Origin of the sequence: Cellulosimicrobium sp. SL-1, from assembly GCF_011033075.1 — a bacterium.
Taxonomy (GTDB): domain Bacteria; phylum Actinomycetota; class Actinomycetes; order Actinomycetales; family Cellulomonadaceae; genus Cellulosimicrobium; species Cellulosimicrobium funkei.
Genome location: NZ_JAACJC010000011.1, coordinates 156269 through 175423, shown reverse-complemented (window position 1 = coordinate 175423; position 19155 = coordinate 156269). Strand labels below are relative to the sequence as shown.

Sequence of the window (19155 nt, the reverse complement as noted above, 5' to 3'; positions counted from 1 at the left end):
GAGTTCCCTCGGGCCCCACGACCGCGCGACTCGCCCTGCTCCGCAGGGTGGTGACCGGCGTCACGACCTCGCGCCCAGGCGGTGATGTTAGCCTCACCTAAGTCACCGACGAGAGGTTGTCATGTCGACCACCACCGCGCCCGCCCCGCGGCGCGCCCGCCCCCAGACGGTCCTCGAGGTCCTCGAGACCGCGTGGCTCTCCCCGCACCTCGTGCGCGTCGTGGCCGGGGGCGACGGGTTCGCCGCGTTCACGACGAACGAGCACACCGACAAGTACGTCAAGATCTACTTCGCCAAGCCCGAGCTCGGGCTCGAGCCGCCCTACGACCTCGTGACGCTGCGCGACACGCTCGCGCCCGAGGACGTGCCCGTCACCCGCACGTACACCGTGCGCTGGGTCGACGAGGCGGCGCAGCGGCTCGCGATCGACTTCGTCGTGCACGGCGACGAGGGCCTCGCCGGGCCGTGGGCCGCCCGCGCGAAGCCCGGCGACCGCCTCGTCCTCTCCGGCCCCGGCGGCGGGTACCTGCCCGACCCGGCCGCCGACTGGCACCTGCTCGCCGGCGACGACTCCGCGCTCCCCGCGATCGCCGCCGCGCTCGAGGCCATGCCGCGCGACGCCGTCGGGCACGCCGTGCTGGAGGTCGGGACCGAGGCGGACCGCCTGCCGCTCGAGGCGCCCGGCGGCGTCGAGGTCACCTGGGTGCTGCGCGGCGACGCGCCCGCCGGGACGACGACGCTCCTGCCCGACGCCGTCGCCGACCTCCCGTGGCGCGAGGGCCGCGTCCACGTCTTCGCGCACGGCGAGCGCGGGGCCATGAAGTCCCTGCGCCGCGTCTTCACGGAGCGCGGCGTGCCGCGCTCCGACCTGTCGCTCTCCGGCTACTGGGCCTACGGCCGCGCGGAGGACCGCTTCCAGGCGGAGAAGCGCGAGCCCGTCGGCCAGATCTTCGAGGACTGAGGAGTTCCATGCACCGCACCAGCACCACCCGTCCCCGCCGCGCGCTCGCGGCCGTGTCCGCGCTCGCCGTGCTCGCGCTCGCCGCGTGCTCGTCCGGGGACGGCTCCGGTGACCCCACGCCGTCCGGCAGCCCCACCGCCGACGGCGCCGCCGACACCTTCCCGGTGACCATCCCCACGGCGTTCGGCGACGTCGAGATCCCCGAGGAGCCGGAGCGCGTCGTCGCGCTCGGGTGGGGCGACGCCGAGACCGCCCTCGCGCTCGGCGTCCAGCCCGTCGGCGCGAGCGACTGGCTCGCGTTCGGCGGCGACGGCGTCGGCCCGTGGCTCGCCGACGCGTACGACGAGTCGCCCGAGATCATCGGGACCCTCGAGCCGTCGTACGAGCAGATCGCCGTGCTCGACCCCGACGTCATCCTCGACGTGAAGTCGTCCGGCGACCCCGAGCGGTACGAGCGGCTCTCCGAGATCGCCCCGACCGTCGCCATCCCCGAGGGCGGCGAGGCCTACCTCACGCCCATGGAGGACCAGGTCGGCATGATCGCCGCCGCCCTCGGGCGCAGCGAGGCCGGCGACGAACTGCTCGCCGAGGTCGACGACGCGTTCGCCGCCGCGCGCGACGAGCACCCCGAGTTCGCGGGCAAGACCGCCGTCATCGGGTCCTACTGGGCCGAGGGCTTCGGCGCCTACGTCTCGACCTCCAGCCGCGGCGAGTTCATGCAGGGCCTCGGGTTCGACACCAAGCCCGAGATCGACGAGGCCGCCGGCGAGGAGTTCTCCGCCACGCTCGGCACCGAGAACGTCGACCTGCTCGACGCCGACCTCACCGTCATCCAGCCCATCGGCTTCACCGCCGCCGACGTCGAGGCGCTCCCGATCTTCCAGACCGTGCCGTCCGTCGCCGACGGCCGCTACGTCGTGTTCGACGACAAGGACCTCTCCAACGCCTTCTCGCTCGGCACGCCCACGGCCGTGATCTACGCGATCGACAACGTCACCCCGCTGTTCGCCGAGGCGCTCGCCGGGAAGTGACGCCCGTGCCCGGCGGCGGGGTGCCCGACGGCGCCGGGTGGGTCGGGTGTTCCGGCTCCGCGCGGGCGTCGAGCGGGGCGTGAGTGACCTGGCGCAGGAGCGGCTGACCGGCCGATTCGGTGTCCGGGGGTGTGACCAGGTATCCTTCCTGGGCCGGGTATCCCGGCGAGGTAGCGTGTCCGAGCGGCCTAAGGAGCACGCCTCGAAAGCGTGTGTGGGTGAAAGTCCACCGTGGGTTCAAATCCCACCGCTACCGCCACCCGAAGGGCCCCACCCGCGGAATCCTGCGGCTGTGGGGCCCTTCGTCATGCGGAGATGCCTGTCGCCCTCTCGGAGTGCCCTGGGCCTGGCCTGGCCTGGACGCGCCAAGCGCTCCGATGCTCGTCACTTCGCGGCCGTCGACTGTGCCGCTGCTGCCCGTCGCTCCTGCACAGCGCGGAGCTGCGCAGCGATGTGCCGCGCGGCGGCCCACATCGCGCCGTACCAGGCGATCGCGCCCAACGCGAAGCCCACGCCGCCCCACATCCGCATGGCGTAGTAGGCCGCCACGACTGCCGCCACCACCGCGACGACGCCAACCGCTATCCGTCGGGGCGTCTTCTCGTCCGCCGGGGGATGCCATCGGCGGGTCCGCGCTTGCTCCCACATCAGGACGATGGTGCTAGGCGTGAAGGCCGCAAACAGAATGGCCGTCGTTCCCGGCGGGACCGGGACGAGGACAGCCGACACCAGGAACGGCGGACCCATCAGCGGAGGGGCCCACAGTCGGAACTTCCAGGTCCACGCGTCCATCCGGGCCAGTCGGGGGTGTTGGTCTGATACCGGTCGCACGGCGCTCTCCTCGTCGTCGGCTGTCCGACCGACGACCGCCGTCGGTGACCGCACTGTAGCGAGCGATGAGCACCCGGTGACGGACGACGGCCGGTCGCCCTAAAACTTCGGGCCGTGCGGCGGTGCAGCGATGAGTTCCCCTCCGCGCCGCGGTCTGCCGTGCAGATCGTCGGAGCCGAGGAGGACGCGATGAAGCTGTTGCTCACGTCAGGGGGAGTCACGAACCCGACCATCGAGCGGGCGCTCGTCGGGCTGCTGGGCCGGCCGATCGGTGAGTGCTCGGCGCTGTGCATCCCGACGGCGTTGTACGGCCACCCGTGGGTGGGGCCGGGGAAGAACGTCCGGGACTTCATCACAGGGGAGTCGGACCACATGGCGGGTCTGGGGTGGGGGTCGGTCGGCGTGCTGGAGCTGACGGCGCTGCCGAGCATCCCCGCGGACCGCTGGGTGCCGCTCGTCCGGGAGACGGACGTGCTGCTGGCCGCGGGCGGTGACGCGGGGTACCTGGCGTACTGGATGCGGCGGTCGGGGTTCGCGGACCTCGTGCCGTCGCTCGCCGACACGGTCTACGTCGGGATGAGCGGCGGCAGCATGGCGCTGACGCCGCGCATCGGCGAGGAGTTCGTGGGGTGGGAGCCGCCCGAGGGCGAGGACGCGACGCCGCTGGGGCTCGTCGACTTCTCGATGTTCCCCCACCTGGGCCACCCGGACCTGCCCGACAACACGGAGGCCGCGGCGCGGCGGTGGGCCGCCGCCCTGGGCGGGCCGGCGTACGCGGTCGACGACGAGACCGCCTTCGTGGTCGACGGCGCGGTCGAGGTCGTGTCCGAGGGCCTCTGGCACCGCCTGGCGTGACCCGCGCCGGCTCGACCCGGCCCCGGGCTCGGCGCGACTCGCGCCGGCTCGACCCTCGCTCCGGCGTCGGGCTCGACCCTCACCCCGAACGGCGCGACGCCCGCACGACGGCCGTCGCGGACGCGAGGCCGAGCACGAGGAACGCCCCGGCGACGAGCAGCGACCCGCGGGTCGCGTCGGCGAACCCGGACGCGAGCGCGTCGACGACCTCGGGTTCCTGCGGCCCGAGCTCGCCGTGCGTGCCCTCGGCGCGCAGCTTCGCGATGACGTCGCCGGCGGAGCCGCTCGTCGCGTCGGCGAGGCGCGTGACCTCGGCGTCGGGCAAGCCTTCGCCGTCGAGAGCCGCGGGCACGGCGCTCGCGAGCAGGACGGCGAGCGCGGTCCCGACGAGCGCGGTCCCGAGGGCGGAGCCGACCTGCCGCGCCGTCGACTGCGTGGCGGAGCCCTGGCCGGACTCCTCGGCGGGGACCTGCACGAGGGTCGTGCTGGTGAGCTGCGCGGAGGCGAGGCCGAGCCCGACGCCGTAGACGACGAGCAGAGCCGCGAGCAGCCACGGGGAGACGGTCGCGGTGACGGTGAGCGCGACGGCGGCGACCCCCACGATCTCGAGCGCGAGGCCGATGACCACGACGAGCGGGGCGCCGACGGCGGCGGCGAGGTGGCGCGCCGACGCCCCGGAGAGGAACGCGCCGAGCGCCATTGCTGCGAGCACGAGCCCGGCGCCCATGGTGGACAGCGCGAGCACGTTCACGAGGAAGAGCGGCAGCACGAAGATGATGCCGAACTCGCCGACCGCGACGGTCGTCGCGGTGACGTTGCCCCACCGGAACGTCGGGATGCGGAAGAGCGTGAGGTCGAGCAGCGCGGACCGCCGCACCCGCGTGCGGTGCCGCTCCCACCCGACGAAGAGCACGAGCAGGAGCAGCCCGGCCGCGAGGAACACGGGGGTCGGCGAGACGGGCGCGGACGCCGGCCAGGTGGCCCCGAGCAGCTCGACGTCCCCCTTCGGGCTCCACCAGCCGAACGTCTGGCCCTCGATGAGCCCGAACACGAGCGCGCCGAAACCGAGCGCGGACAGCAGGAGCCCGATGAGGTCGAGCCCGGGGGCGAACGCGTGCGCCCGGGTCTCGGGCACCCAGAGGTAGGCGCCGACCACGACGAGCGTGCCGACGGGGACGTTCACGAGGAAGATCCACGGCCAGGTGAACGACGTCGTGATCCACCCACCCGCGAGCGGGCCGACCGCGGCGGCGCCCGAGATGACGGCGCCCCACACCCCGAACGCCGCGGCCCGGTCCTTGCCGCGGAACGTCGCGTTCACGGTCGACAGCGTCGAGGGCAGGATCGCGGCCGCGCCGAGGCCCTGGGCGAGCCGCCCGACGATGAGCGAGCCGCCGTCGTCGGCCGCAGCGGCGAGCAGCGACCCGGCGAGGAAGACGACGACGCCCACCACGAGGAGCCGCCGTCGCCCGAGCCGGTCCCCGAGACGGCCCGACGAGAGCAGCAGCGCGGCCAGCACGACGGCGTACGAGGCGCTGATCCACTGCGCCTCGCTCAGCCCGAGGTTCAGGTCGGCGACGATGTCCGGGACGGCGACGGCGACGATCGTCCCGTCGATGACGACCATCGACAGCGCGACCGCCAGGACGACGAGCGCACGCCACCGGTTGGCGTGGGCCCGCGGGTCGACGGCGGGTTCGTCGTCCTCGGGCGGTTCGGTCTGCGGCGCGTTCCCCTGCACGGACTCCACGGGGCCTCCCTCGTGTCGTGACGCGGCCCTGCGTCCAGGATCGCCTCGCACGCGGGGGAGCGCATCAGCAGCGCCGGGCAGGTCAGGCGCGGTGGCGCGCGACCGCCCCGGCGGCGAGGTCGCGCCACGGGAGGGGCGTCGGGCCGTCGTCGCCCGCGACGGCGCGGCGCGTGCGGGAGGCGAGCGCGCCGTCGTAGAGCGCGAGGAGCTCGGCCGCGAGGGCGTCGGGGTCTGCGGCGCCGGTCGCGGCGGCGAGGTCGCGCAGCCGGTCGACGAGCAGCCGAGTGTCGGCGGCGAGCCATTGGTACGCGGGGTGCTCGGGGTCGGTGACCTCGACCGCAGCGGCGAGGAACGCGCAGCCGCGGGTGCTCGTCGCGGTGGGGAAGCCGTCGAGCGCGTCGAAGACGGTGAGCGCCCGCGCGTCCGCGTCGTCCCCGCAGCGGTCCAGCGCCGCGTCCCACGCGGCCCGCCAGCGCTCGTGCCGCCGTTCGAGGTAGGCCGCGACGAGGTGGTCCTTGCCCGGGAAGTGCGCGTACAGGGTCGCGGGGGAGACCTTGGCGCGGCGGAGCACGGCGTCGACCCCGGTCGCCGCGATCCCGTGCTCGACGAACAACGCCTCCGCGGCGTCGAGCAGGCGGTCGCGGGCCGGTCGGCGTGCGTCGGTCCGGGGCATGGGGATAGCGTAACGATCACTATGCTGAAACGATCGTTACACCCCGTCGCACCCGCCCCCGGCCGCCTGGTCGCCGCGGGCACCGGCCTCGTCGCGGTGACGTACGGCGTCGTCCGCTACGGGTACGGCCTCCAGCTCCCGACGCTCACGAGCGAGCTCGGCCTCTCGTCCGCCGCCGCGGGCGCGATCGCCGCGGGCAGCTTCGCCGCGTACTGCGCCGCCGCGCTCGGGGCCCAGCGCGCGATGGCCCGACGCTCCCCGCGCGCGGTCGTCTGGGCCGCCGCGTCCCTCGCAGCGGCCGGGGCGGTCCTGGTCGGGCTGTCGTGGTCGTCCGCGAGCCTCGCGGCGGGCGTCCTCGTCGCGGGCAGCGCCGCCGGTGCGGCGTCGCCCGCGCTCGTCGCCGCGGTCGGGGTGACGGTCGACGACCGCCGGGCCGGGCGCATGCAGGCCGTCGTGAACTCCGGGACGGGCGTGGGCGTGGCGCTCGTCGGGGCGGCGACGCTCGTCGCGCCGGACGTCTGGCGGCCCGTGTGGTTCGCCGCCGCGGTCGGGGCGGTGGTCACGGCGGCGGTCGTCGACCGGAGCGCGCGCTGGCCCACGGCACCCGAGGCGCCGCCCGCGTCCCGCGGCGCGGGCGGGCGGTCGCTCGGGCGCGCCGGGATCGCGGCCGCGGTGGCCGGGATCGGCAGTGCCGCGGTCTGGACGTTCGGGCGCGACCTCGTCACGGTGACCGGCGGCCTCCCCGGCCGCACGACGGCGGCCCTCTGGTGCCTCCTCGGCGTGGCGGCGGTCCTCGGCGCGCTCAGCGGCGACGCCGTCCGCGTGCTCGGCCTGCGCGGCGCCTGGGTCGTGACGGCCGTCGCGACGGCGGTCGGCACCGCCGCCCTGGCCCTCGCCCCGGGCAGCGTGCCCGTCGTCGCCGTCGCAGGCGCGCTCTTCGGCGGCGCCTACACCGCCCTGAGCGGCGTGCTCATCGCGTGGGGCACAGCGCTGCGCCCGCACGCCGCCGGGCGCGCGACCGCCGCGCTCTTCGTTGCGCTCACGGCCGGGCAGGCGGTCGGCGCGCTCGCGACGGGCGGGCTGAGCGACGTCGTCGGGCCGCAGGCCGCGTTCTGGGTAGGCGCGGCGCTCCTCCTCGTCGCGGCCGGGGTCGTCCCGCGCGTGCCCGACGGCGCAGGGCCCGGTCGGCAGCGCGCCGACCGCCCGGCGTCGGGCAGGACCGGGACGGTGGGTGCGCGCACGGACGGCGCGCGCACGGACGGCGCGCGCACGGACGGCGCGCGCACGGACGTGACGAGCGCGGACGAGATGAGCCCGGACGGGACGAGGGCGGTCGGGACGAGCACGGACGGGACTAGCGCGGACGGGACGGGTGCGGGCGGTGCGAGCGCGGGCGGGGCGGCTCGCCGCTACGCGTCGTCGTCCGCGGGCGAGGCGCGCACGGGCTCGCCGTCCGGGCCGAGCGGCTCGACGAGCGCGAGCTCCTCCGCCTCCGGGTCGACCCAGCGCTGGTAGCCCGGGCCGGTCCGCGCCGTCTCGAAGCGGACGGCGACGCGGCCGTCGTCGCCGACGCGCACGACCCACCCGCGCCCGTCAGCCGGGGTGGCGACGTCGAGGCCGGGGGCGAGGAGGGCGGCCGTCGCCCGGACGGGGCCGGTCGCGGCCGCGCCGGGCGCCTCGGCACCCACCGACTCTGCACCCACCGACTCTGCACCGACCGCCCCGGGGCCGACCGCCTCATCGCCCGCCGCCTCGGCGCCCACCACCTCCGCGGCGATCGGAACGGCGGGGTCCTCCGCCGCGTCCGCGCCGAGCGGCAGCATGAGCTGCGCGTGCTCGGACAGCGCGTGGAACGCGACCCCGAGCAGGCGGACGGGCTCGGTGACGTCCGCGAGGCGCAGTGCGCGGTGAGCCGCGTCGCGGAGGGCGCCCTCGTCGGTCGTCGGGCGGGAGAGCGTGACCGAGCGGGTGAGGGTCGTGAACGACGCGAGGCGCACCTTGACCACGACGGTGCGCGCCGCGACGGCGTGCCGCTCGAGGCGGGCCAGGGCGGCGTCGACCACGGGATCGAGCGCCGCGGCGATCGCGGCCCGGCCGTGCAGGTCGGTGTCGAACGTGTGCTCCGCGCCCGCGGACTTGCGCTCCCGCACCGTGGAGACCGGGCGGTCGTCCCAGCCGCGCGCGATCCGGTAGAGGTTGGTGCCGCCCGCCTCGCCCGCGACGAGGAGCAGCGTGTCGAGCGGCTGGCGGCGCAGGTCGGCGACGGTGCGCACCCCCAGCTCGTCGAGCCGCGCGGCCGACACCGGGCCGACGCCCCACAGCGCCCGCACGGGCAGGTCGAGCAGAAACGGGTCCTCGTCGTCGGCCCCGACGACCCGGACCCCGCCCGGCTTCGCGGCCTCCGAGGCGAGCTTCGCGACGAGCTTGGACCGCCCGAGCCCGAGCGAGACGGGCAGGCCGCTCAGCTCGCGCGCCCGCTCGCGGATCCCCGTGGCGAGCGCCTCGAGGTCGGTCTCCGGCCCGACGGCCGCGGCGACGTCGGCGAACGCCTCGTCGATGCTCACGGGCTCGACGAGGTCCGTCACCTCGCGCAACGCCGCCATGATCCGTGCCGAGTAGGCCGAGTACGCGGCGAACCGCGGCACGACGACGACCGTCGACGGCGGGCACAGCCGCCGCGCCTGCTCCATCGGCATCGCCGAGCGGGCGCCGTACTGCCGGGCCTCGTACGACGCCGTCGCGACGACGCTGCGCGGCCCCACGCCGCCGACGAGCACCGGGCGCCCGCGCAGGGACGGCCGCTGGTGCTGCTCGACGGCGGCGAAGAACGCGTCGGCGTCGAGGTGCGCGATCGTCGGGCGGGCGCGCAGCACGGGGGCGTGCGGCGCACGGTCGAAGCTCACCGCCCTACTCTGCGCCCTGCCACCGACAGCGGTAACGGTTTCGTTCGGACCCTGGCGTTTCGGGGATGCGCACGGGTATCTTGCAGGAGACCGAACAAATCCCGGGATCCCCAGCCCGGGCCGAAGAGCAACGAGGCCTTCATGACCGATCGATCGACACCCAGCGCGGCTGCCCCCGGCCGCTCGTTCGCCAGGACCTCGCCGCGACGCTCGCGCGTGGTCACGGCTTCCGCCGTCGTCGGGGCGCTCGCCCTCACGGCCGCCACCTTCGCGTCGCCGGCCGCGGCGGCGCCCCAGCCCACGGCCAAGCCGGCGGCCTCCGTCGCCGGGCCGTCGGACATCAACGGGTTCCGCAGCGTCGGCTACGTCATGGCCGACTCGCGCGTCACCCGCGACTTCCACGTGGCTGACCTCGTCCGCACCGGAGCGATCGAGGACCTCACCCACATCAACTACGCGTTCGGCAACGTCACGACCGACCTGGTGTGCGACATCGCCGACGTCCCCGGCGAGGGCGACCCCCTCAACGACTTCGTCGCGGAGGTGCCCGCCGCGGACTCCGTCGACGGCAAGGCCGACAAGCCGGGCCAGAAGCTCGCCGGCAACTTCAACCAGCTCAAGAAGCTCAAGGCCGTCAGCCCGGAGACGAAGATCCTCGTCTCCCTCGGCGGCTGGACCTGGTCGGACAACTTCTCCGAGGCGGCGTCCACGGCCGAGGGTCGTACGCGGCTCGTCGACTCGTGCCTCGACCTCTACATCGACGGCAACCTGCCGGTCGTCGACGGCAAGGGCGGCCCCGGCGTCGCGGCCGGCATCTTCGACGGCATCGACATCGACTGGGAGTGGCCGGTCACCGGTGGCGAGACGGCGAACGTCCGCCCGGAGGACAAGGAGAACTTCCTGCTCCTCATGGAGGAGTTCCGTGCCGAGCTCGACGCGCGCGGCGCGACGACCGGCCAGGACTACCTGCTGACGGCGTTCGCGCCCGCGGGCGGCTGGAACGCAGGCCAGGGCGGCTGGCTCGACCCGCGCCTGTTCGCGGTCGTCGACTTCCTCAACGTCCAGGGCTACGACTTCCACGGCGGCTGGGTCCCGAACAAGACGGGCCACCAGGGCAACCTGCACCCCGACGGCGCGGAGAACTGGGGCCTCGGCCTCGACGGCGCGCTCGGCATGTACGTGAACGCGGGCGCGGACCCGTCGCAGATCAACGCGGGCCTCGCGGCCTACGGCCACGGCTGGTACGGCGTCAAGGACGGCACGAAGGGCTGGCAGCCCGCCGCCGGGTACGTCGGCACCAAGACGTACGCCGAGCTGCGCTCGTTCGGCGGGAAGAAGTTCTTCGACCCGAAGATCGGCGCGAGCTGGCTGTACAACGGCGACCAGTGGTGGAGCTACGACGACCCGGCGTCCGTGACGGCGAAGGCCGAGTTCGTCGCGACGCAGGGTTACGGCGGCGCGATGTGGTGGGACCTCTCCGGCGACTACCGCAACGAGCTCGGTGACGCGCTGGGCTCGACGCTGCGTGCGGCGACCCCGGGCCCCGGCGTGGCCGAGGAGTGCGCGGTGCCGTGGTACGGCACGGGCGTCTACTCGGGTGGCGACGTCGTCTCGCACGAGGGCGCGGAGTACAAGGCCCAGTGGTGGACCCGCAACGAGGTCCCCGGCTCGTCGGCGTGGGGCGCGTGGAAGAAGATCGGCCCCTGCGGCACCGCGCCCGAGGTCGAGGCGGCGGTCTGCGCCCCGGCCTGGTCGCGCGAGGCCGTCTACACCGGCGGGCAGACCGTGTCCCGTGCGGGCGTGAACTACACGGCCCAGTGGTGGACGAAGGGCGAGCTCCCCGGTTCCGTGACGTGGGGCTCGTGGGACCCGGTGGGTCTGTGCGAGTGATCTGACGGCTGGTCCGGGCGCCGCGTGCGCCGCCCGGACGGCCCCCGCACGACGACGGCGGGCCCGGTCTTCGGACCGGGCCCGCCGTCGTCGTGGTCGGGGGAGAGCGTCGTGGGCGGGGCGCCGGGAGCGCGACCCTGCGTGCTCTCAGCGCTTCGAGCGCAGGTCGCGGCGCAGGTAGTGCCACGCGAGGACGCAGCACACGATGCCGTTGAGGAGTCCCACGACGACGTCCGCCGGTCCGTGGGCGCCGCGGTAGAGCCGCGAGAGACCCACGCCGAGCGGCACGAGGCAGCACAGCACCGTCACGACGACGCGCAGCACGGGGTGCGTGATGCGCTGCGCGAGCAGGGCGAGCGTCAGGTAGAACGCCGCCGACGCGCCCGTGTGCCCCGAGGGAAAGCTGGACGTCGGGGGCGCCTCGTCGAGCCGCGAGACGTCGGGCCGCTCGCGCCCCACGACGATCGACGACGTGAGGAAGATCAGCGCCTGCAGCGCGACGGCGAGCGCGGGCACGAGGGCGAACCACCACTGCCGGGTGCGCCACCACACGAGCGCGACGGTGAGCAGCGTGCCGCCGATGATGAACTCGGTCGTGCCGATGAGGGAGAGCACGTCGGTGACGGTGTCCCAGAACGGCGTGCGCCGTTGCTCGAACCACCGGTTGACCGCGACCTCGCCCGGCAGGTCGCCGAGCGGCCCGGTGACGAGGAAGCCCGTCGCGACGATGACCACCCACAGCACCGCCCCCGGGAGGAATGCCCGCAGGCCGACGTCGCGCAGCACCTCCTTCGCCGTGGGGCGGGTCGTGTCCAGCTCGTAGCGGTGCACGAAGGGTTGCATCAGACCTCGTTCCTGGGAGTGTCTCCGGAGGGACGGCCGGACCGCGCGGCGGTCCACCCGTGAAAGCCGACGGCGGACGCCCCCGCGACCGCGCCGCCGAGGAGGATCCCGCCGACGACGTCGGAGGGGTAGTGCGCGCCGAGCAGCACGCGGTCGGCCGCGGTGACGAGGGCGAGCGCCGTCGCACCGCCGATCACCGCGACGCGGCCTCGCCGCCCGAGCAGCGGCCAGACGAGCACGCTGAGCGTCACCCCGACGGCCGCCGCGTTCATCGCGTGCCCGGAGGGGAAGCTCGTGCCCGGCACGGTCGACACGGCGTCCTCGAGGACGGGCCGCGCGCGGCCGACGACCTCCTTCGCGCCGAGCCCGAGGGCCCACGCGCCCCAGATCGTCCCGGCCGCCCAGGCCGCGCGCGACCCGAGCCCGTGGCGTCGCCACGCCCAGACGCACACGCCCATCGCGGCGAGGTTCATCCACCGCGCGGCCAGGGCCTCCTGCCCCACGAGGAGCGCGCGCTCGAGCGCGGGGCGCTCGCCGGTGAACCGGGTCGCCGCGGCGACGGCGGCGCGGTCCGCGTCGACGACGACCCCCGACTCCGCGCGCACGAGCCACGCGAGCGCGAGCACGGGGAGGGAGGCCGCGACCCCGTACACCGCGGCCCGCCACAGGGCGCGGTACGGGGTCCGGTGGGCTGGCACCCCCGGACAGTAGCGGCACCCCCGCGTCGTCGCGCGCGGGAGCCGGTGCCCCGCGTCAGGCGGGGAGCGCGGCGACCGCCTCGATCTCGACGAGCGCGCCCGGCCGCGCGATCCCGACCCGCAGGACCGTCACGGCGGCCGGGTGCTGGCCCCAGACCTCGCCGACGGCGGCGAACCCCTCCATGAGGTCGGCCTCGGGGTCCAGGTAGACGGCGAGCCGCGCGACGTCCTCCGGCCCGGCGCCTGCCTCGGCCAGCACTGCGAGGACGTTGCGCAGCGCCTGGGCCGTCTGGGCCGCGATGCCGCCCTCGACGATCGCGCCGTCCGCGTCGGTGCCGTTCTGGCCGCCGACGTAGAGCGTGCGGCCCGTCTCGACGATGGTCCCCTGCGAGAACGCCGGGTTGCGGTGCAGCCCGGCAGGATTGAGGTGCGTGACGCTCGGCGTGGTCATGGTCGTCCCCTCCTGCGTTCTTGTCCTGGGACGTCCGACGCTACGCCGCGCCACCCACGCGGTCCGGGCCGGGCGCGCCCCGGTTCTCCACCCCGGCCCGGGCTCGTGGGCTGCCCGGCCGCGCGGTGGCGACCCGGCCCCGACGGGCCGTCTCGCCGTCGGCTGTGTAGGAAGGAGGGGTGAAGCAGTCAGCAGGGCTCGTGCTCTACCGGTTCCGGGACGACGCCGTCGAGGTGCTCCTCGGGCACATGGGCGGCCCGCTGTGGGCGCGCAAGGACGCGGGCGGGTGGACGATCCCCAAGGGCGAGGTGGAGCCGGGGGAGGACGAGCACGCGGCGGCGCTGCGCGAGTTCGCCGAAGAGCTCGGCGTCCCGGCTCCTGCCGGCGCGGCGCCGGACCTCGACCTCGGCACGGTGCGCCAGCGCGCGGGCAAGCTCGTCGCGGCGTGGGCGCGGGAGGCGGACCTCGACGTCACGACGATCGCGAGCAACACGTTCGCGCTGGAGTGGCCGCCGCGCTCGGGGCGCATGCAGGAGTTCCCGGAGCTCGACCGGGCCGGCTGGTTCGCGCTCGCGCGCGCCCGCGGGCTCGTCGTCGCGGGCCAGGTCCCGCTGCTGGACCGGCTGGAGGAGCTGCTCGCGCGCGAGCCGGCGCGGAGCACGACGACCGAGGGATGACGAGAGCCCGGGGCCGCGGTCCCGGGCCCGTCGAGCGGGAGGCGTCAGCCGAGCAGGTAGGGCGCCGCGGCGAAGCCTGCGGCGAGCCCGACGAGCGCGACGGCGACGGCGGACAGGTGCGAGCGGCGCGCACGGCTCGCGGTACGGCGGGCTGCGTCGGTCACGGTGGTCATGACGGTCCTCTCGTGGGGGGCGGTTCCAGGGAGAGGGACCACGTCAGGCGCGATCCATGACGCGAAATCCGGCCGTCGTGGCGCGATCTGCGTCACACGCGGCGGCCGAAACGCGCCAACCCTGGTGCAGCATCGTGCACCAGGGTTGGTCGGCTCGCGCGGCGGAGCCCCGAGGGGGCCCGCCCGGAGGGTCAGGCGCGCAGGACGAGCGCGTCCCCCTGACCGCCGCCGCCGCACAGCGCCGCCGCGCCGACGCCGCCCCCGCGGCGACGGAGCGCGAGCGCGAGGTGCAGCGCGAGCCGAGCGCCCGACGCGCCGACCGGGTGGCCGAGCGCGATGGCGCCGCCGTCGGCGTTGACGACGTCCGCGTCGATGCCGAGGTCCGCGACGGACTGCAGCGCGACGGCGGCGAACGCCTCGTTGATCTCCACGAGGTCGAGGTCCGCCGCGGCGATGCCCTCGCGCTTCACGGCGGCCTCGATGGCCCGCGCCGGCTGGGAGTGCAGCGAGTTGTCGGGTCCTGCGACCTGGCCCGCCGCGCCGATCTCGGCGAGCCACGGCAGGCCGTTGCGCTTCGCGAAGGCGCGGCTCGCGACGACGACCGCCGCCGCGCCGTCGGACAGGGGCGAGCTCGACCCGGCGGTGATGGTCCCGTCCTGCACGAAGGCGGGGCGCAGGCGCTCCAGTGCCTCGAGCGTCGTGTCGGCGCGCACGCCCTCGTCGTGCTCGACGACGACCGGCTCGCCCCGCCGCTGCGGCACCTCGACGGGGGCGATCTCCTCTGCGAGGCGCCCGGCGTCGCGCGCCGCGGCGGCCCGCTGGTGCGAACGCAGCGCGAACGCGTCCTGCTCGGGGCGGCCGATGCCGCGCGTCGCGCAGCCGCGGTCGGTGAGCTCGCCCATGACCTCGCCGCTGAACGGGTCGTTCAGGCCGTCGTGCGTGAGCGAGTCGGCCATCGTCACGTCCCCGAACGCGAACCCGGAGCGCGACCCGACGACGAGGTGCGGCGCGTTCGTCATGGACTCCTGGCCGCCCGCGACGACGACGCTCGCCTCGCCCGTGCGGACCAGCCGGGCCGCGTCGATGATCGCGGTGAGGCCCGAGAGGCACAGCTTGTTGATCGTCACGGTGGGCACGTCCCAGCCGAGGCCCGCGAGGATCGCGGCCTGGCGCGCGGGGCCCTGCTTGGCGCCCGCCTGCACGACCTGCCCGACGATCACCGTGTCGACCTGCTCCGGCGCGACGCCCGCGGCCGCGAGCGCGCCGCGGATCGCGTGCGCGCCGAGCTCGGCCGCCGACAGGGAGGCGAGCGCGCCGCGGAAGCGCGCGAACGGGGTGCGCGCGCCGTGCAGGAGGACCGGGGTGACCTCGTCCTCGGGGGTGACGGCGGCGGCGTCGGGCAGGGGGCTGGCGTCGGTGCTCATGGGACTCCGATCCGGGGAGGGCGAGGAGACGGGGCGAACAGGAAGGAGCCCCGGCGCCGCGAGGAGGGGCGAGCGGCGCCGGGGAGCAGGGGGAGGGCGTGCGCCCTCGGGACCGTCAGACGAACGCGGAGACGCCCGTGATGTCGCGCCCGACGATGAGCGCCTGGACCGACTCGGTGCCCTCGTAGGTGTGCAGGGCCTCGATGTCGGCGAAGTGCCGCGCGACGCGGTTCTGGAGCAGGATCCCGTTGCCGCCGAGGAGGTCGCGCGCGCTCGCCGCGACCTCGCGCGCCCCGCGGGTGCACGTGTACTTCGCGAGCGACGCCTGCGGGCCGGTGAGCGTCCCCGCCTCGTCGAGCCGCGTCATCTGCGCGACGAGGAGCTGGAGCTGCGTGATCGTCGAGAGCATCCGGGTGAGGCGCTCCTGCACCATCTGGTTCGCGGCGAGCGGGCGTCCGAACTGGACGCGCTGCTTCGCGTACGCGACCGCGGCCTCGTAGCACGCGACCGCGTGCCCGACGGCGGCCCACGCCACCCCGAGGCGCGTCGCGAAGAGCACGCGCGAGGTGTCCTTGAACGACCGCGCGCCGGGCAGGGCGTTCTCGGCGGGGACGAACACGTCGTCGAGCACGACGTGCGCCTGCCAGATCGCGCGGAGCGACACCTTGCCGGTGATGGTCGTGCCCGTGTAGCCGGGGGTGTCCTGCGGCACGACGAACCCGTGGACCTGGCCGTCACCGTCGTCGCCGACGAGGCGCGCCCACACGACCGTGATGTGGCCCGACGACCCGTTGCCGATCCACTTCTTCTCGCCGTTCAGCACGTAGCCCTCGACGCCGTCGCGCGTCTCCTTGCGCGCCGTCGTCTCGAGCGAGACGGAGTCCGAGCCGTGGGTGGGCTCGGTGAGCGCGAACGCGCCGAGGATCTCCCCGCGCGCCATGGGCTCGGCGTACTTCGCCCGCTGCTCGTCGGAGCCGAGCATCTGGATGCTGCGCAGCGCGAGACCGCCCTGGACGCCGCAGATCGTCGCGACGGAGCCGTCGCCGCGCGACATCTCCATGGCGGCGAGGCCTGCCGCGAGCTGGCTCACGTGCGGACGACCGTCGACGTCGACGCCGTCGCGCAGCAGGTCGAGCTCGCCCATGCGCTTGACGAGGTCGAACGGCACCTCGGCGCGCTCCCAGTAGTCGTCGATGACGGGGAGCACCTCGTCCTGGACGAACTGCCGGACGCGCTGCAGGTGGGCGCGGTCCTCCTCGGTTGCGTCGGCGAACGCGCCGGCGTAGTCGAGGTCGAGCGGGGTCGCGAGGTCGTAGGTGGGCTCGGTGACGCCGGGCATGATCGGGGTGGTGGGCATCGGTGCTCCCCTGGGAGGGCGGCTGCGGTCGGTCGACCGTCCTCGACGCGGTTGCCCGGGGTGCGGGCCCGGCGTCGGCGGCGGTCCCTCCCATAGTGCAGCGATACCGCGTCTCAGTCAATCGAGACGGCGTATCGAGGTGGCTGGTCGGGGAGGTCGCGGGTCAGGCGGGCGCGCCCGCCGCCGCGGCGTCCGCCTCGGCAGCGGCGGCCGCGCGGCGGTTGACGCGCCACCACACGAAGAACCCGACGAGCGTGAACGCGCCGTAGAACACGTACATGAACGCCGACGCGTAGAAGCCGGCCGAGATCAGCAGCGGCACGCCCACGACGTCGACGGCGACCCAGATGAGCCAGAACTCGACCCAGCCCTTCGCCATGCCGTACGTCGCGAGCAGCGAGCCCATGAAGATCCACGCGTCGGCCCAGACGGGCTCGTACGACTCGAGCGCGCGGAACACGGGGGTCAGGAGGGCCGTGCCGCCGACGAGCGCGACGACGAGGAACACGCGCTGGCGCCACGACGCCCAGCGCGGCACGACGGCGACGCCGTGGCTGTCCGCGTCGGCGTCACCGAGCCGCGCCTGGGTCTTGCGCCACTGCACCCACCCGTAGACCGACACGACGACGAACATCACCTGGCGGCCCGCCTGGCCGAGCAGGTTGACGGGGTTGGGCGTCGCGAACACCGCGCCGAGGAACACCGTGAGCAGCAGCAGGTTGCCGACGATGCCCACCGGCCACGCCCACACCTTGCGCCGCATGCCGCCCAGCGCCGACGCCAGGCCGAACCCGTTGCCCACGATCTCGCGCCACAGCAGGTGCTGGTCGCCGATCGTCAGCTGCGCGTCGAACAGCGCGTGGATCAGGTCCATCGGATGTCCTCGTCCTCCCGGGCACGAGCGCTCCGGGGTGAGGGCGGGCGGCGGGGACGGGCCACGAGGGCCCGACGGCGTCGCTCACCACGGCGAGACCGCGCCCCGTCGCGCGGGCTCGCGAGAGCCCGGCCGAGGACGGCCGCGCCGCACGTGCTTCCTCCCATCCGGACTGTCACCGTCGGTCCTGGAGTTCCACCAGGTCAACCGCGCGTGGGCGCGGGTCGCGGACTGTCACCGCCGGCTCGGAATTGCACCGACCCCGGAGCACGTTCGTGCGTACTGCGTTCTGCAACCGCCGATGCTACTCGCGCATTCCCCGGGCACGGGACTCGCACCGCACCGTCCCACGGACTGGAACACGATGCGATCTTGCGCCGCCGAGCAGGTGGTCCTGGTCCGTCCGCAGGCGCAGACGGACCAGGACCACCTGTTCGGCGGGGCGGGGTGGGAGGGGTCAGGCGAGGGCGTCGCGGACGGCGCGCGCGACGTCGTCCGCGACGGCCTGCGCGTCCGCGTCCGCGTCCACCACGGTCACGACGACGCGGCGCGCCGCGGGCACGCCGTCCCCGCTGCGCTCCCGGGCGGCGCCGTCCGGCGCGGCGTACCGGCCGACGGCGGCGCGGCGCAGGTCCGCGAACGCCTCCTCGAGCTGGGGGCGCAGGTCCTGCTCGGGGGAGCGCAGCCACCGGCGCAGGAGCGCGTTGTGCACCGCGACGACGGACGCCGCGAACGCGATGGACGCCGTCGAGCGGCGCTCGTCCGGCGGGAGCGCGTCGCGCAGGTACGCGGTGAACGCGCGCTCGTAGCGGTGGGTCGTGACGAGCTCGCGGTCGCGCAGCGCCGGCACCTGCTGGAGGAGCTGCCAGCGGGCCAGGGACGTCTCGCGCTGACCGACGTGGTGGTCGAACACCAGCCGCGCCGCGCGGCACACCTCGAGGTACGGGTCGACCGTCGGGTCGGGCGTGAGGTGCCCCTCGGCGTCGGGCACGGGCCGCGTCGCGGCGAGCATGACGACGACCTCGTCGAGCAGGAGCTCGTGGTCCGCGAAGACCACGTCCTCCTTGGACCCGTAGCGGCGGAAGAAGGTGGCGCGGCTGACCTGGGCGGCGTCGGCGATCTCCTCGACGGTCGTCTGCTCGTACCCCTTGCGGGTGAAGAGCTCGATCGCTGCGTCGACGGCCTGGGCATGGGTGCGGCTGCGGACGTCGGTCATGCACCGGACGGTACACCGGTACCCGGCGCTCGCCCGGCCCGGGGACGGTGGCCCCCGGGCGGCGCCGGGTGCGAGGCTGGTGCCATGCCGGACCAGCCTCGCGTGCACGCGATCCACGTCGCGAAGGCCCGTCGGCTGCCGACGCGGGTCGTCGCGTCGGTCGAGGCCGAGGAGGGCAAGGGCCTCGTCGGCGACCGGTACCACGGGTCGAAGCACCGGCACGTGACGATCCAGACGCTCACCGACCTGGCCGCCGCCTCCGCGGAGCTCGGGCAGGAGATCGACCCCGGTCTGACCCGGCGCAACGTCACGCTCACCCACGGCGACCTGCCCACGAAGCCGGGCTCGTTCCTGCGGATCGGGGACGTCGAGCTCCAGGTGCTGCGGATCGCCGCGCCGTGCCGGCTGCTCGACGACTGGATCGCGCCCGGCGCGATGCGCGCGATGCACGCGCGGGGCGGCGTCGTGTGCCGTCTGTTGTCGTCCGGCACGGTCCGGGCGGGCGACGTCGTGGTGTGGGACGCGGCGGCCGCCGGCGGGGCCTGAGC

At 75.2% G+C, this 19155-nt stretch carries 19 protein-coding genes, 1 tRNA gene and 1 riboswitch; of the genes, 8 read left to right on the top strand and 12 right to left on the bottom strand.

From position 1 onward, the window contains the following. Positions 1 to 121 precede the first annotated feature (121 nt). The 3 genes from GWJ10_RS17345 (at position 122) to GWJ10_RS17335 (ending at position 2251) form a co-directional block, all read left to right on the top strand. Complete coding sequence (locus GWJ10_RS17345) at positions 122 to 961, top strand: siderophore-interacting protein (RefSeq protein ID WP_061268837.1); 840 nt, start codon at positions 122 to 124, stop codon at positions 959 to 961. 8 nt (positions 962 to 969) lie between these two features. Continuing rightward, a complete protein-coding gene (locus tag GWJ10_RS17340; RefSeq protein WP_163188706.1) occupies positions 970 to 1992 on the top strand; it encodes an iron-siderophore ABC transporter substrate-binding protein in 1023 nt (340 codons plus the stop codon). A gap of 169 nt (positions 1993 to 2161) precedes the next feature. Further along, a tRNA-Ser gene (locus GWJ10_RS17335) sits at positions 2162 to 2251 on the top strand. Between the two features lie 125 nt (positions 2252 to 2376). Here the strand turns inward: GWJ10_RS17335 and GWJ10_RS17330 are convergent. After that, positions 2377 to 2784 (bottom strand): hypothetical protein, encoded by a 408-nt coding sequence (locus GWJ10_RS17330; protein ID WP_163188705.1) that lies wholly within the window; start codon positions 2782 to 2784, stop codon positions 2377 to 2379. Positions 2785 to 3012: 228 nt separating this feature from the next. Between GWJ10_RS17330 and GWJ10_RS17325 the strand changes: the two genes are divergently transcribed. Then, positions 3013 to 3678 (top strand): Type 1 glutamine amidotransferase-like domain-containing protein, encoded by a 666-nt coding sequence (locus GWJ10_RS17325; protein ID WP_163188704.1) that lies wholly within the window; start codon positions 3013 to 3015, stop codon positions 3676 to 3678. Between the two features lie 79 nt (positions 3679 to 3757). On the opposite strand, the gene GWJ10_RS17320 is transcribed toward GWJ10_RS17325, so the two are convergent. Continuing rightward, on the bottom strand, positions 3758 to 5428 hold the full coding sequence (locus GWJ10_RS17320) for a DHA2 family efflux MFS transporter permease subunit (protein ID WP_163188703.1): 1671 nt from the start codon (positions 5426 to 5428) through the stop codon (positions 3758 to 3760). An 82-nt stretch (positions 5429 to 5510) separates the two neighbouring features. Beyond that, positions 5511 to 6101 carry a TetR/AcrR family transcriptional regulator gene (locus tag GWJ10_RS17315; RefSeq protein ID WP_163188702.1) on the bottom strand — a complete coding sequence of 197 codons (591 nt, stop codon included), beginning with the start codon at positions 6099 to 6101 and terminating at the stop codon, positions 5511 to 5513. Positions 6102 to 6122: 21 nt separating this feature from the next. Here GWJ10_RS17315 and GWJ10_RS17310 point away from each other — a divergent pair, with 21 nt between their 5' ends. Next, entirely contained in the window at positions 6123 to 7616 is a 1494-nt protein-coding gene (locus GWJ10_RS17310; RefSeq protein ID WP_163188701.1) for a YbfB/YjiJ family MFS transporter, read from the top strand. Here the strand turns inward: GWJ10_RS17310 and GWJ10_RS17305 are convergent. Beyond that, positions 7511 to 9004, bottom strand: coding sequence for a DNA polymerase IV (locus GWJ10_RS17305; RefSeq protein WP_163188700.1), 1494 nt, complete (start codon positions 9002 to 9004; stop codon positions 7511 to 7513). The genes GWJ10_RS17310 and GWJ10_RS17305 overlap by 106 nt on opposite strands. Positions 9005 to 9145: 141 nt before the next feature. Between GWJ10_RS17305 and GWJ10_RS17300 the strand changes: the two genes are divergently transcribed. Continuing rightward, positions 9146 to 10894, top strand: coding sequence for a glycosyl hydrolase family 18 protein (locus GWJ10_RS17300; RefSeq protein WP_163188699.1), 1749 nt, complete (start codon positions 9146 to 9148; stop codon positions 10892 to 10894). Between the two features lie 147 nt (positions 10895 to 11041). Here GWJ10_RS17300 and GWJ10_RS17295 read toward each other — a convergent pair whose 3' ends face one another. The 3 genes from GWJ10_RS17295 to GWJ10_RS17285 are packed head-to-tail and all read right to left on the bottom strand — an operon-like array spanning position 11042 to position 12886. Then, positions 11042 to 11737 carry a phosphatase PAP2 family protein gene (locus GWJ10_RS17295; protein WP_163188698.1) on the bottom strand — a complete coding sequence of 232 codons (696 nt, stop codon included), beginning with the start codon at positions 11735 to 11737 and terminating at the stop codon, positions 11042 to 11044. After that, entirely contained in the window at positions 11737 to 12435 is a 699-nt protein-coding gene (locus GWJ10_RS17290; RefSeq protein WP_163188697.1) for a phosphatase PAP2 family protein, read from the bottom strand. The genes GWJ10_RS17295 and GWJ10_RS17290 overlap by 1 nt, the downstream gene beginning before the upstream one ends. Positions 12436 to 12490: 55 nt before the next feature. Then, positions 12491 to 12886 (bottom strand): RidA family protein, encoded by a 396-nt coding sequence (locus GWJ10_RS17285; RefSeq protein WP_163188696.1) that lies wholly within the window; start codon positions 12884 to 12886, stop codon positions 12491 to 12493. Positions 12887 to 13065: 179 nt separating this feature from the next. On the opposite strand from GWJ10_RS17285, the gene GWJ10_RS17280 reads away from it, so the two are divergent. Then, positions 13066 to 13563, top strand: a complete 498-nt coding sequence (locus GWJ10_RS17280) for an NUDIX domain-containing protein (protein WP_163188695.1) — start codon at positions 13066 to 13068, stop codon at positions 13561 to 13563. A gap of 44 nt (positions 13564 to 13607) precedes the next feature. Here the strand turns inward: GWJ10_RS17280 and GWJ10_RS20040 are convergent, their stop codons facing one another. The 5 genes from GWJ10_RS20040 to GWJ10_RS17260 all read right to left on the bottom strand — a co-directional run bounded on the left by GWJ10_RS20040 (position 13608) and on the right by GWJ10_RS17260 (position 18607). Then, entirely contained in the window at positions 13608 to 13736 is a 129-nt protein-coding gene (locus GWJ10_RS20040; protein ID WP_255179672.1) for a hypothetical protein, read from the bottom strand. Positions 13737 to 13927: 191 nt separating this feature from the next. Next, positions 13928 to 15160 (bottom strand): acetyl-CoA C-acyltransferase, encoded by a 1233-nt coding sequence (locus tag GWJ10_RS17275; protein WP_061268826.1) that lies wholly within the window; start codon positions 15158 to 15160, stop codon positions 13928 to 13930. 115 nt (positions 15161 to 15275) lie between these two features. Further along, positions 15276 to 16517, bottom strand: coding sequence for an acyl-CoA dehydrogenase family protein (locus tag GWJ10_RS17270; RefSeq protein ID WP_144722003.1), 1242 nt, complete (start codon positions 16515 to 16517; stop codon positions 15276 to 15278). 163 nt (positions 16518 to 16680) lie between these two features. Continuing rightward, complete coding sequence (gene pnuC / locus GWJ10_RS17265) at positions 16681 to 17391, bottom strand: nicotinamide riboside transporter PnuC (protein WP_051027656.1); 711 nt, start codon at positions 17389 to 17391, stop codon at positions 16681 to 16683. 149 nt (positions 17392 to 17540) lie between these two features. After that, a riboswitch (FMN riboswitch) is annotated at positions 17541 to 17666 on the bottom strand. Between the two features lie 182 nt (positions 17667 to 17848). After that, a complete protein-coding gene (locus GWJ10_RS17260) occupies positions 17849 to 18607 on the bottom strand; it encodes a TetR/AcrR family transcriptional regulator (RefSeq protein ID WP_061268990.1) in 759 nt (252 codons plus the stop codon). An 84-nt stretch (positions 18608 to 18691) separates the two neighbouring features. Between GWJ10_RS17260 and GWJ10_RS17255 the strand changes: the two genes are divergently transcribed. Then, a complete protein-coding gene (locus GWJ10_RS17255; RefSeq protein ID WP_163188694.1) occupies positions 18692 to 19153 on the top strand; it encodes an MOSC domain-containing protein in 462 nt (153 codons plus the stop codon). The last annotated feature ends 2 nt before the right edge of the window (positions 19154 to 19155 follow it).